This is a genomic window from Thiocapsa sp. (assembly GCF_022340925.1).
Classification (GTDB): domain Bacteria; phylum Pseudomonadota; class Gammaproteobacteria; order Chromatiales; family Chromatiaceae; genus Thiocapsa.
On sequence record NZ_JAJDNA010000044.1, the window covers coordinates 1 to 12,653 of the forward strand.

Genomic DNA, 12,653 nt, shown 5'->3' on the forward strand with positions numbered 1-12,653 from the left:
GCCGGTGCGGAGGCGGAAGAGGGCGGGCAGCACAACCCCCGCGTGCGTCGCGGCGGCCAGGGCGACTGCCCACACGAAGGCATGGAGCTCGAAGACCTCGGCCCAGTCCATCCCCGCGAGGCCGGAATAGATGAGCGCGGCGATTCCGACGGGTGCGAGGGCCAGGACGCCGCGCAGGACCTGCATCAGCAGTGCATCCGTGGCCCGGGCGCCCGCGAGCAGGGTCGCGCGGTGCTCTGCGGCGATGCGCCTGGAGGCCAAGGCCAGGATGACCGCCACGAAGACGATGTGCAGGATATTGCCGTCCGCCAGCGAGGCGAACAGGTTGCTCGGGATGAGGTTGGCGACGAGCCGCTCGAGACTGAAGCCTGCCGAGTCGGGCGCGACCTGCTCGAGCCGGAGCAAGCCGGCGGGGAGGTCCCGGGAGAGCGTCAGCCCGATCAGCGTGCCCAGGGCCGCGGCGGCGGCCGAGGTGGTCAGATAGTAGAGCAGGGTGCGCCCCCCGATGCGCCGGAGCTCCCGCCCGCCTGAGAGGGAGGCATAGATGGAGACCAGGATCAGCGGCAGGATCAGGAGCTTGAGGACGGACAGAAAGATCTGGCCGAGCCACGCGACAGAGGGTGCTCCCGAGGGAAACAGCAGCGCGAGCGCGATGCCGAGGAGGAGGCCGAAGGGGACGGAATAGAGCCGGCGCACGGGGATGAGTGGTCCTTGCCGGCGGACGTCACGTCCAACCGAGGCGCGCAAGATTGCGCTCGACCTCGTCCTGATCGCTGTACGCGCTCTTGCGGCCCTGCCGGTCGATATAGCGCTCGTGACCCTTGCCCGCGATCAGGGCCACCCAGGGCTCCTGGGCGGGGCGCGTGGCGAGGAAATCGAGCAGGCGGGCGATCGCGAGCGGGCGCTCGACCACCACCTCGTGTCCCTCGCGGGGCATGCCCGTGAGGATGTCGGCGATGATCCGCTCCGGGTCCTCGAAACGGGGGTTGTCCGAGGTCACGATCGCGTGGTCTGAATGACGGGCGACCGCGGCACCCATGAGCGGGCGTTTGCCGCGATCGCGGTCGCCGCCGCACCCGAACAGGGTTGCGACGTGGGAACCCGGGAAGGCTCGACGGATCGCGGTCAGGATCGTGTCGAGTGCGTCCGGGGTGTGGGCGAAGTCGATCACGAGGGTCCGGTTGCCGATGACCCGGCATTCGAAGCGTCCGTCGACGGGAACCAGATCCCGCCAGTCGGGGCGTGCCTCCGGGCCCAGAATGCCGTTCGCCAGGGCGGTGGCGAGGGCGTAGTTCTGCCGATTGTGCTCGAGTGCGAGGAAGGGTTTGGCCGCGATCGCCTCGGGCCCCAGCCGCGCCGGCGGCAGCACCTGGATCGGCACCCGCGCGTGTCCCTGCGCGAGCAGACGCCTCGCGACATCCGGACTCGTCGTGTAGAGCTGGCCGTCGTCCTGGACCATCTCGAGGATGCGTGCCTTGGCTGCGAAATAGCCGGCTTCGTGAAGGTGATAGTCCAGGTGGTCCTGGGTGAAGTTGGTCCAGGCCGCGTCCCGCAACGGGATGCCGTGCGCGCGCCCCTGATCCAGGGCATGGCTGCTGACCTCCATGGCGACCACGTCATAGCGCTGGCGATGGGCATGCAGCAGGCGGCGCAGCTCGATGAGGGGCGGGGAGGTGAACCCGGTCTCGAGCAGGCGATCGCCGGCGAGCGAGACACCCAGGGTTCCAATGGAGAGCACGCGCTGTCCGTGCGCCGAGAGGATCGACTCCAGGTATTTGACCGTCGTCGTCTTCCCGTTCGTCCCGGTGACGCCCAGGAATGCCGCATCCTGCGGATCCAACGGGTAGAGGAGGTCGCAGAAGCGGCTGACGACCTGGGCCCACTCATGGGGTCGGGTGACGTAGAGACCCTTGCCCGGCAGGCGGTCGAAGCAGTCGAGCATCCGGTTGGTGACCAGCACCGAGTACGCACCATCGGCAAGGTAGCGGTGGTGGAGCTCCGCATCCGTGCGTCCGTCGTCGAAACGCTGGAAGAAGAGGATCGAGCCCGCGTTGCAGGCGTCTGCGCGCCACTGGATATTGTCGAGGGCGGTTGCCGACGGCGGCTCGCGACGCCAGGCGAAGTTGACGGTGGACAGGAGCTGGGACAGTGGGTCGCTTGACATCGGGGTTGGATCGCTCGGGCTGAGGAAACGCTGATTGATCAGCGTTTCCCGTGCGGGGCAGGATGCCCCGCCATTCGAAGCGGCCTCAGTCGCTGAAAATGTAGGAAAGCGGCAACCGCGTTTTCGCTTTGCGTGCTGATTCTGGCCATGGATGGCTGCTCATCGGTAACTCCCTCAGGGGCCGAATCATACTCGGGATCTGGCGTCGGTGCCCCGATCTGGGTGGCAAGGGAAGACGCACGACTGAAGATGGCGCGATCCCCGCGTGTCACGCGAAGCGGCGACGCGTTCGGCGCTTCCCCTGTCCTGTCGGTTCCGAGCCGATCGATGAGGTGTCCATGTCCGCCAAACCACTGCAGCTGGTCTACGACTATCACCGCGAGAGCAAGCATCGGCTCGACCGCTACGCACCCGGCCCGGGCGGCCTGGACTGGGCCAATCAACCCGAGCCTTTCCGGGTCTTCCAGGGTGCCGAGCTGATCGAGCTGCCGTTCGAGGCGGACGCCCATCCGGCCCCGTTCGCGCTGATCCGCGCCGGTCATCGCCCGTCGCCGCTCCCCGTAGGCCTAGCGCCCATCGCGGCCCTGCTGGAGCTTTCATTCGGGCTCTCCGCGTGGAAATCCTACGGGGGCACACGCTGGGCGCTGCGGTGCAATCCATCCAGCGGGAACCTGCATCCGACCGAGTGCTACCTGGTCACGGCCGCGTGCCCTGGGTTGGCCGCGGGGGTGTATCACTACGTCAGCCGTGACCATTGCCTGGAACGACGGGCCGACGCCGGTGACCCCGGACCGCCGGTCGCGCATGCCGAGGGTGTCGTTCTGGGTTTGAGCAGCCTGCATTGGCGCGAGGCGTGGAAGTACGGGCTGCGCGCGTACCGCTATTGTCAGCATGACGTCGGCCACGCGATCGCGGCCGTGGCCTATGCGGCCGCTGTCCTCGGCTGGCGCGTCCACCCGTTGCCCTGGGGTGATGCGCAGCTGGCAGGCCTTCTGGGACTGGATCGACAGGAGGGCGTCGAGGCCGGCGATCGGGAGGCGCCGGACCTCGCGCTCTGGGTCGGGGCGGATGCGCCGACGCAGACGCAGCTCGAGGATCTGTTGTCGCCGAGCCGCCGGTTCTTCGGGTCGGCCAACCGCCTCAGTCCCCACCACCGGGATTGGCCCGAGGTCGGGGTCGTGGGGCAGGCCTGCGAACGTGCGCGCGGCGCTCCGATCACGGCCGGGATCGGGCCGGCTCGGCCGACGCTCCTGCCCACTGCAAGCCCGCTGCCGGCCGCCAGCCTGATCCGGCAGCGCCGCAGCGCCGTCGATTTCGACGGCGTCACCCGGCTGGCGTCCGAGCACTGGTTCGCCATGCTGGACGCGCTCTTGCCCCGTCCCGAGGTGCCCCCGCTGGACGCCTGGCCCCCGGTGCCGAGGGTCCATCTCGTCCTCTTCGTCCACCGAGTCGAGGGGGTGGTGCCGGGGCTCTACCTCTTGGCGCGGTCGGATGGCGCGGCTCAGGCGCTGCGCGAGGGGCTTCGCAAAGACTGGCTCTGGGCAGCGGTGCCCGGTGCACCGGCGCATCTCCCACTGTATTGCCTCGCGCAAGGAGATACCCGTGCGGCGGCTCGGCAGATCGCCTGCCACCAGGACATCGCCTCGGACGGCTGCTTCGCCGTGGCCATGCTGGCTGAGCTCGATGCCGCCTTGCGGGAGGGTACGTGGCGTTACCGCGAGCTCTTTTGGGAGTGCGGCCTCGTGGGCCAAACCCTGTACCTCGAGGCGGAGGCGGCAGGGGTTCGCGGCACCGGGATCGGCTGCTTCTTCGACGACGCCGTCCACGCGCTACTGGGTATCGGGGACACCCGTTGGCAGTCCCTCTACCACTTCACCGTCGGTGGGCCGGTCGAAGATCGGCGCCTTCAGACCGAGCCGCCATATTCCGGGTCCGCAGCCGCTTCGTCCGGAAGCGGTTAGGTGGGGTGGAGGTCTGGCCTCTGCGCCTGCAATGCGCCGCTTGGGCATCCCTCGCGAGGCCCAACGATCAGGGCGATCCGCGTTGCGATCGGGTTGGAACGGGCCGCCCCCCGGATAAGACGTCTTGCGGACTGCCGAAGCCGACGCCACCACATCGGCTCCGGGGACCCTGCGGATCGCGCGGCAGCGAGTCGAAACCCGTCCGCCTCGGAACAGGTCGACTCGCGTGCCGATCTTGGCTAGGAGCCTGTCGTCAGCGTCTCGCCGGCGGGGCCGAGGCGCGCCTCGGGATCAAGCCAGCTCATCCGTCTCGATCTGCTGCATGAGTCCGAAGCTCTTGACGAACGGATTCGCCATCCGCGGGTCCTTCAGCATCGCCTTGTAGTCACCGACCTTGAACTTGAGCTTGCCGGTCATGAAGGCGGTGCCCATGCCGGCCATGCCGATCCCTTTCTCGACCCACTTCAGCCAGTCTTTGAGGTCCGCACGCATGTCCCAGTTGGCCGGCGGGTCGCTTTCCGACCAGGCGCCGGCGCGAACGCACTCGCCCTTCTCGACGACGAAGACCCCGCGCGGGTTCTCCTCATCCTTGAAGCCGCAATAGATCACCGAGTCGAAGTCGATCTCGGCCAGCTTGTCCTTGACTTCGGGCTCACCGTTCCAAGCATCCTTGAGATGGTTCATCCAGTCAGCGGAAAAGAGTGCGGCCATTGGTAGTGTCCTCCGGTTAAGCGGCGATCGGGCCGCTCGCGATGTCGCGGCGGACCCGGGTGCGTCTGATTGCGCCGACGAGGTCTGACCCCGCGGCGGATCCGATTCTAGCAGGATGGAACGAAAAGGATACGGCTCAGCCGAACTCCAGTTGGATCCCTGCGGCCGCCAGCCGCTCCGCCTCTTGCTCGAGCTCGAGCTGGGTCAAAGGGTGATCGGCGAGCCAGTTGCCGGGGAAGCTCAGCTTGAGGTGATCCATGTCGGCGCTCAGCGCGGGGTTCGGCTTGTTGAGCGGCGACCGTCCCCGGTGCAGCAGGACCGCGAGGCGCAGGATGACGCAGAGTCGTCGTGTCGTTTCTCGCGTGCCCGGGGGCAGGGCGGCAAGGTCCTGCAACGGCAGCTTGCGCCTGTGTCCAAGCACCAGGACGGCGAGCAGCGTCTGCTCCGGACGCGTAAAGCCCGCGAGATCGGCGTTGCGCAGGAGGTAGGCGCCGTGCTTCTGGTGCTGGCTGTGGGCCACCATGACCCCGATCTCGTGGAGCCTTGCGGCCCAGCCCAGGAGGAGCGTCTGATTGGAGTCCTGCAGCGACCAGGACTCCGCGACCTGGCGCAACAGACCCAGGGCCGTCGCGCGGACCCGCTGACCATGCCCCGTATCGATCTGGAAGTGCCGGCAGAGCGTGTTCACGGTCCGCTCGCGGACGTCCTCATGCTGACTGCGGCCCATCATCTCGTAGATCAGGCCTTCGCGAAGCGCATAGTCGGAGACCTGCATATGCTCGATCCCGAGGGTCTCGAAGACCGATCGAAGCACGGCGACGCCGCCGGGAAAGACCGGCTTGCGCTCGTCGGCGAGACCGGCGAGCTCGATCCCGGAGACGCGCCCGGCGTCGACCAGCGCATCGCGGAGCCGGCTCAGGGCGTCTGCGGAGATCCCGTCCCGGCTCCAGCCTTCGGCGGCGACGACCGAGGCGATGGACTTGATGGTGCCCGAGCTGCCGACGGCGGTCTGCCAGCCTGCCCGGCGGAACAGCTCGCGGACGGGCCGAACCTCGAGTGCCCCGGTGAGCTCGGCCTTCTGCATCGCCCGGGCCGAGATGCGACCGTCGGCGAAGTGCCGGCGCGACATGCTGACGCAGCCCATGTAAAGGCTCTCGCGCAGGCGCGGGGAGAACCCCATCCCGACGATGATCTCGGTGCTTCCGCCGCCGATGTCCACCACCAGACGGCGCTCGGTCCCGGCGGACAGGTCATGCGCCACCCCCAGATAGATGAGGCGGGCCTCCTCGCGTCCGGCGATCACCTCGATCGGGTGACCGAGGGCGGACTCCGCGCGCTGCAGAAAGTCGCTCGCGGGCGCGAGCTGGCGCAGCGTGTTGGTGCCCACCGCCCGCACGCGTCCCGGCGGAAACCCGCGCAGGCGTTGCCCGAAGCGCTCGAGACACGCCAGGGCCCGATTGGAGACCTCCGGGTCGAGCTGCTTGTCTTCGGTCAGGCCCTCGCCCAGGCGCACCATCTCCTTGAGACGGTCGGTGATCTGCATATGACCGTCGTTGATGCGGGCCACGATCATGTGAAAGCTGTTGGAGCCGAGATCGACTGCCGCAACGACCTCTGGCAGCATGAGGCCGGCGGCGGCCTGGGCGGGCACTTCAATCATGACTGAATCCAACGCTGGGCGGCGCTCGAATGGTAGCAGAAGATGGCCTCGCCGACCGCCGGCGCCGCCTGCCGCTCATGTCGTCCGGGGAGGCGTCGAGCTTGGCCGGGCGTCCCGGGGTCTCAGGGGGCGCGCGGCGAGCTCGGTCCATGCGAAGATTCACGGGCTGCGTGCGGGTCCGCCGAGGCCCGGTCGTGGACGACCCGTGCCGCGTCGATCGAGGGGGACGTAGGAATGGACGAGACGCCACTGCAGATCCTCAACCGGATCTTTGGCTACGAGCGCTTTCGCGGTGCCCAGGCGGAGATCATCGATCAGGTGATCGGCGGGGGAGACGCCCTGGTCCTGATGCCCACGGGCGGCGGCAAGTCGCTCTGCTATCAGATCCCGGCCCTGGTGCGCCCGGGGGTCGGCGTGGTGGTCTCGCCCCTGATTGCGCTGATGCAGGACCAGGTCGATGCCCTGCGGCAGCTCGGGGTGCGGGCGGCCTTTCTGAACTCCGCGTTGACCCCGGAGCAGGCGCGGGCGGTCGAGCAGGTGATGGGAGAGGGCGAGCTGGACCTGGTCTATGTCGCCCCGGAGCGCCTGTTGACCGAGCGTTTTCTGGCGCTGCTCGATCGCGTCCAGGTTGCCCTGTTCGCGATCGACGAGGCCCACTGCGTCTCACAGTGGGGCCATGACTTCCGCCCGGAGTATATTCAGCTCCATCTGCTGCACGAGCGCTGGCCCCAGGTGCCGCGCGTGGCGCTCACCGCGACCGCGGACGCCCCGACCCGTGCCGAGATCGTCGCCCGCCTGCGACTGGAGCAGGCCCGGCAGTTCGTCTCGAGCTTCGACCGGCCGAACATCCGCTATCGCATCGTCGAGAAGGCGAACCCGCGTCAGCAGCTCCTTACGTTCCTGCGCAATGAGCATCCCGGCGACGCCGGCATCGTCTACTGTCTGTCGCGTCGCAAGGTCGAGGAGACCGCGGCCTATCTCGAGTCTCAGGGGCTGGTGGCCTTGCCCTATCACGCCGGGCTCCCGGCCGAGACCCGGCGCGAGCACCAGGCGCGCTTTCTCCGCGAGGAGGGCGTCATCATCGTCGCGACCATCGCCTTCGGCATGGGCATCGACAAGCCTGACGTGCGTTTCGTCGCACACCTGGACTTGCCCAAGAGCCTGGAGGCCTACTACCAGGAGACCGGACGCGGCGGCCGGGACGGCCAGGCGGCCGACGCCTGGATGACCTATGGTCTGGGGGATGTGGTCATGCTGCGGCGCCTCATCGAGGATTCAGGGACGGACGAGCGCTTCAAGCGGGTCGAGATGCAGAAGCTCGATGGCATGCTGGGCTTTTGCGAGACCACCGAGTGCCGGCGTCAGGTCCTGCTCGGCTATTTCGGCGAGCCCCTGCCGGCACCCTGCGGCAACTGCGACACCTGTCTCGAGCCGGTGGCGACCTGGGACGGGACGCTGGCGGCTCAGAAGGCCCTTTCCTGCATGTATCGGACGGGCCAGCGCTTCGGGACGAGCTATCTGGTGGACGTCCTGCTCGGCAAGGACAACGAGCGGATCCGCCGATTCGGTCATGACCGGGTCACGACCTTTGGCATCGGCCGGGAGCTGAGCGCGGATCAATGGAAGTCGGTCTATCGCCAGCTGGTGGCGGCGGGCCTCGTTGCGGTCGACATGGAAGGCCATGGCGCCCTGCGGCTGACCGACCAGAGTCGTTCGCTGCTGCGCGGTGAGCGGCGGATCCGTCTCCGCCGGGACCCGGACCGCAGGCGATCGACCGCTGCAGGCCGCCGACCCGCCATGCAGCCCCCGACCGATCCGGAGGCGCTTGCCCTGTGGCAGGCCCTGCGCGACTACCGCCGCCAGCTCGCCCAGGAGGAGGATGTTCCGGCCTATGTCGTCTTTAACGACGCCACCCTGCGCGAGATCATGACCTACCGCCCGCGCGACCGCGATGAGCTCAGCCGGATCAGCGGCGTCGGTCAGGCCAAGCTCGAACGTTTCGGCGACGGCTTTCTGAAGCTGCTCGCCATCCACGAGGCCGAGCATGGCCGACCGTCCGGGTTGCCTGCGCCGCCGGCTGCGAGGGCGGTCCCCGTGAGCGCCCGCGCGCGGGAGACGGGGCTGACCGACACCGTCCGGGAGACGCTCACGCTCTTTCGCTCCGGACTGGCTGCGGAGGCGATCGCCGAGCACCGTGAGCTGAAGACCAGCACTGTCTACACGCACCTGGCACGCTGCATCGAGGAAGGGCACCTGAGCGTCGAGCAGGTCGTGGGCATGGACGAAGCGACCATCCGGGCCATCGAGCTCGCCATCGAGGGACTGCCCGAGAACGCGCTCATGAGCCTGAAGCCGGTCTTCGACACCTTCGACGGCCGCTACGACTATGGCCTGCTCCGCTGCGTGCGGGCAGGGATGGGGATCTCGGCGGCGGATTGACCATCGGGTTGTGCAGCCGAGGGCGCTTCTTTCCGTCAACCAGGTGTGTGGCAGGCGACCTGTTGCGCTGACGCCAGGAAGCGCAGCGCCCATGCCTGGGCGGTGTGCCGGCCGGCGGCTCGCCTGAGCGTCCTTGCGGCGACGTCTATGACTGAACTGAGGCATTGGCCTCCGGGGGGTGGGGATCGTGCACCGTCTGATCGCGCTGCTGTGTCTTTGCGCCATTGCCGCCCCGGCCTGGTCTCTGCGGTGCGGCAACGACATTGTCTCCGAGGGCGATTCGGTCCTGCTGTTGCGTGAGCGTTGCGGCCCGCCGACGCGCGTCGATCGCTATGAGGGCAAGTCCGCGATCGAGCGCTACGATGTCTTCACCGGTCGGTACGTGATCGAGTACGTCGCCGACCCCTACGAGGTCTGGACCTACAACTTCGGTCCAAGCCGTTTCATCACGCGCATCAGGGTTCGCGACGGGGTCGTCAAATCCATCGAAACCGGCGGGTATGGCTTCTGAGGCTCAGCTCTGAACAGCCGCGGACCCCGGCGGCGGTGCGGCTCGAGAAGGCCCTGTGGTCAGGCGTCCGTCTCATAGGCCAGATTCGGCGCCAGCCAGCGCTCGATCTCGGGAAGCGGCATGGCCTTGCGCTCGGCGTAATCGGCGACCTGGTCGCGCGCGAGCTTGCCCACCGCGAAATAGCGGCTGTCGGGGTGTGAGAAGTAGAGACCGCTGACCGCCGCGGCGGGGACCATGGCCTTGGATTCGGTCAGCCAGATGCCCGTGTTCTTCGCGACGTCCAGCGCTTGCCAGAGCAGGTCCTTCTCGGTGTGATCCGGGCAGGCGGGGTAGCCCATGGCGGGGCGGATCCCCTGGTAGCGCTCCTCGATCAGCTCCTCGTTGCTCAGGCCCTCGTCCGCGGCATAGCGCCAGTGACGGGTGCGGACACGCGCGTGCAGCATCTCGGCCAGGGCCTCGGCGAGGCGGTCGGCGATGGCCTTGAGCATGATGGCGGAGTAGTCGTCATGCTCGGACTCGAAGGCCGCCACCCGCGCATCGATCCCGATCCCGGCGGTGCAGGCAAAGCCGCCGATGTAGTCGGCAATGCCGGTGTCGGCGGGCGCGACGAAGTCGGCCAGACACGCGTTGTACTTTCCCGGCGGCTGCTTGCCCTGTTTGCGCAGACAGTGGAAGGTCAGCAGGGCCTCCCCGCGGGTCTCGTCGGTGTAGACCGCGATGTCGTCGCCGACCGCGTTGGCGGGGAACAGGCCGATCACCGCCGAGGCGGAGAGCCATTTCTCGGTGATGATCCTGTGCAGCATGGCCTTGGCGTCGTCGAAGAGCTTGCGTGCCTCGACCCCTTTCTCGGGGTCCTCGAGGATCTGCGGGAAGCGACCGCGCAGCTCCCAGGCATGAAAGAAGAAGGTCCAGTCGATGTAGGCGGCGATCTCGTCCAGCGGGATCTCATGGAAGGCCTGCACGCCGGGCTCGGCTGGGACCGGCGGCTGATAGTGCTCCCAGTCGAGGGGCGTGCGATTGGCGCGGGCCTGCGCGATGGGGATCAGGTCGCGGGCCTCGTCGCGCCCGGCGCGGCGTCGGCGCACCTCGGCATACTCGGCCCGGATGCCCGCGACGTAACGCTCCTTGAGCTCCCTCGAAAGCAGGCTCCCGGCCACGCCGACCGCGCGGGAGGCGTCCTTGACGTGGATCACCGGGTGTGCGTACTGGGGCTCGATCTTGACCGCCGTGTGGAGCTTGGAGGTGGTGGCGCCGCCGATCAGCAGCGGGATGGTGAAGCCTTGTCGCTGCATCTCCTTGGCGACATGGACCATCTCGTCGAGCGAGGGTGTGATGAGCCCCGACAGCCCGATGATGTCTGCGTTGACCTCACGCGCCTTGGCCAGGATCCGGTCGGCCGGGACCATCACGCCCATGTCCACGACATCGTAGCTGTTGCACTGGAGCACCACACCGACGATGTTCTTGCCGATGTCGTGCACGTCGCCCTTGACGGTGGCCATGAGGATGCGACCCTGGGTGTCGCCCTCCTGTTTCTCCGCCTCGAGATAAGGCTCCAGATGGGCGACGGCCTTTTTCATGACGCGCGCCGACTTCACCACCTGGGGCAGGAACATCTTGCCCTCGCCGAAGAGATCGCCGACGACGTTCATCCCGTCCATCAGGGGGCCCTCGATGACATTGATGGGCGCGCCGAGCTTCTGGCGTGCCTCCTCGGTGTCCTCGACGATGAAGTCGGTGATGCCCTTGATCAGGGCGTGCTCGATGCGCTTCTCCACCGGCGCCTCGCGCCAGGACAGGTCCTGCTTGCTCTCGACGCCCGCGCCGTCGCCCTTGTACTTGGGCGCGAGGTCGAGAAGCCGCTCGGTGGCGTCGGGGCGGCGGTTGAGAATGACGTCCTCGACCGCCTCGCGCAGCTCCTCGGGGAGGTCGTCGTAGATCGCGAGCTGGCCGGCATTGACGATGCCCATGTCCATCCCGGCGCGAATCGCGTGATAGAGGAAGACCGAGTGGATCGCCTCGCGGACCGGGTTGTTGCCGCGGAAGGAGAAGCTGACGTTGGAGACGCCGCCTGAGACCTTGGCGTAGGGGAGCTCGCGCTTGATGCGCCGGGTGGCTTCGATGAAGTCCACCGCGTAGTTGTCGTGCTCCTCGATGCCGGTGGCGATCGCGAAGATGTTGGGGTCGAAGATGATGTCCTCGGGGGGGAAGCCGATCTCGTCGACCAGGATCCGGTAGGCGCGGGCGCAGATCTCGAACTTGCGATCCGCGGTGTCGGCCTGGCCGACCTCGTCGAAGGCCATGACCACGGCTGCGGCCCCGTAGCGCTTGACCTGCCTCGCGTGCTCGCGGAACGCGGCCTCGCCTTCCTTGAGGCTGATTGAGTTGACGATGCACTTGCCCTGGACACACTTCAGCCCGGCCTCGATCACCGACCATTTGGAGGAGTCGATCATGACGGGCACGCGCGCGATGTCCGGCTCAGCGGCGATCAGATTCAGGAATCGGGTCATCGCCGACTCTGAGTCCAGCATCGCCTCGTCCATGTTGATGTCGATGATCTGAGCGCCGTTCTCCACCTGCTGGCGCGCGACATCCAGCGCGGCATCGAAATCGCCGTCGAGGATGAGTCGCTTGAACCTGGCGGAGCCGGTGACGTTGGTGCGCTCGCCGATGTTGATGAAGCTGGCTTGTGGGGTCATGGAACGGGTCCACCGTTGCAGGGTTTGCGTATCGCCGCGGCCCTGGCCCTGGGCCGATCGACGCGATCGATGTCCGCGGGGCCGGGGTGAGCCTGCGTGATCAAGCCGTCCGGCGGCATCCGGTCTGGTCGGTGGGCGTGATCTCCGACAGCGAGGCGTCGAAGCCGTCGGCGCTGCGCACCTTGCCCTCCCATCCGCGCGGTCTGCCCCGCTCGCTCGAGCGATCCAGAGGCACCGGCTTCGCGAGCGGAAGCCCCGCCCTGGCGATCACGATCTCCTTGCCGGCTGCGGCGCGCTCGCCCGGCTCGGAGAGCGACGGGTTGGCCTCGCAGAGATTCAGGATGGTCCCGGCCATGCTCCTTACCTGCCTTTCCGGTCTGGCTTGGTCAAAGGATAGCGCAGCGTTGCCGACGCCTACGAGCCGGGTATTCCCTCACCATCCGCGTTCCAGGAGCGGCGCAAGAAACCGCCCGGTATAGGATCGCTGGTTGGCGGCGATCGCCTC

8 protein-coding genes and 1 pseudogene are annotated in these 12,653 nt (G+C 67.8%); 3 read left to right on the forward strand and 6 right to left on the reverse strand.

All coding sequences use genetic code 11. From position 1 onward, the window contains the following. Both LJE61_RS06130 and LJE61_RS06135 read right to left on the reverse strand, forming a co-directional pair. Positions 1–747: cation:dicarboxylate symporter family transporter (locus tag LJE61_RS06130; RefSeq protein WP_296917769.1), on the reverse strand; the 747-nt coding region annotated here is incomplete at its 3' end. After that, positions 725–2,164: a Mur ligase family protein gene (locus LJE61_RS06135; protein WP_296910247.1), complete on the reverse strand. Its 1,440-nt coding sequence runs from the start codon at positions 2,162–2,164 to the stop codon at positions 725–727. The genes LJE61_RS06135 and LJE61_RS06130, both read right to left, overlap by 23 nt. Before the next feature lie 338 nt (positions 2,165–2,502). On the opposite strand from LJE61_RS06135, the gene LJE61_RS06140 reads away from it, so the two are divergent. Further along, positions 2,503–4,125 carry a SagB/ThcOx family dehydrogenase gene (locus LJE61_RS06140; RefSeq protein WP_296917771.1) on the forward strand — a complete coding sequence of 541 codons (1,623 nt, stop codon included), beginning with the start codon at positions 2,503–2,505 and terminating at the stop codon, positions 4,123–4,125. A 291-nt stretch (positions 4,126–4,416) separates the two neighbouring features. Here the strand turns inward: LJE61_RS06140 and LJE61_RS06145 are convergent, their stop codons facing one another. Together LJE61_RS06145 and ppx are read right to left on the reverse strand one after the other, a co-directional pair. Continuing rightward, positions 4,417–4,836: an SCP2 sterol-binding domain-containing protein gene (locus LJE61_RS06145; RefSeq protein ID WP_296909428.1), complete on the reverse strand. Its 420-nt coding sequence runs from the start codon at positions 4,834–4,836 to the stop codon at positions 4,417–4,419. A 136-nt stretch (positions 4,837–4,972) separates the two neighbouring features. Continuing rightward, positions 4,973–6,496, reverse strand: coding sequence for an exopolyphosphatase (gene ppx / locus LJE61_RS06150; RefSeq protein ID WP_296917773.1), 1,524 nt, complete (start codon positions 6,494–6,496; stop codon positions 4,973–4,975). A gap of 234 nt (positions 6,497–6,730) precedes the next feature. On the opposite strand from ppx, the gene recQ reads away from it, so the two are divergent. Beyond that, positions 6,731–8,935, forward strand: a complete 2,205-nt coding sequence (gene recQ / locus LJE61_RS06155) for a DNA helicase RecQ (RefSeq protein WP_296917775.1) — start codon at positions 6,731–6,733, stop codon at positions 8,933–8,935. Between the two features lie 187 nt (positions 8,936–9,122). After that, on the forward strand, positions 9,123–9,446 hold the full coding sequence (locus LJE61_RS06160) for a DUF2845 domain-containing protein (protein ID WP_296917777.1): 324 nt from the start codon (positions 9,123–9,125) through the stop codon (positions 9,444–9,446). A 59-nt stretch (positions 9,447–9,505) separates the two neighbouring features. Here LJE61_RS06160 and metH read toward each other — a convergent pair. Together metH and LJE61_RS06170 are read right to left on the reverse strand one after the other, a co-directional pair. After that, positions 9,506–12,139 (reverse strand): annotated as a pseudogene (gene metH, locus LJE61_RS06165) (methionine synthase); the annotation flags it as partial. A gap of 109 nt (positions 12,140–12,248) precedes the next feature. Continuing rightward, positions 12,249–12,503 (reverse strand): type II toxin-antitoxin system Phd/YefM family antitoxin, encoded by a 255-nt coding sequence (locus LJE61_RS06170; protein ID WP_296917781.1) that lies wholly within the window; start codon positions 12,501–12,503, stop codon positions 12,249–12,251. Between the last annotated feature and the right edge of the window lie 150 nt (positions 12,504–12,653).

Coding starts and splice junctions, on each gene's coding strand:
- LJE61_RS06135 (WP_296910247.1), bottom strand. CDS start 2,164: ATGTCAAGCGACCCACTGTCCCAGCTCCTGTCCACCGTCAACTTCGCC.
- ppx (WP_296917773.1), bottom strand. CDS start 6,496: ATGATTGAAGTGCCCGCCCAGGCCGCCGCCGGCCTCATGCTGCCAGAG.
- recQ (WP_296917775.1), top strand. CDS start 6,731: ATGGACGAGACGCCACTGCAGATCCTCAACCGGATCTTTGGCTACGAG.
- LJE61_RS06140 (WP_296917771.1), top strand. CDS start 2,503: ATGTCCGCCAAACCACTGCAGCTGGTCTACGACTATCACCGCGAGAGC.
- LJE61_RS06170 (WP_296917781.1), bottom strand. CDS start 12,503: ATGGCCGGGACCATCCTGAATCTCTGCGAGGCCAACCCGTCGCTCTCC.
- LJE61_RS06145 (WP_296909428.1), bottom strand. CDS start 4,836: ATGGCCGCACTCTTTTCCGCTGACTGGATGAACCATCTCAAGGATGCT.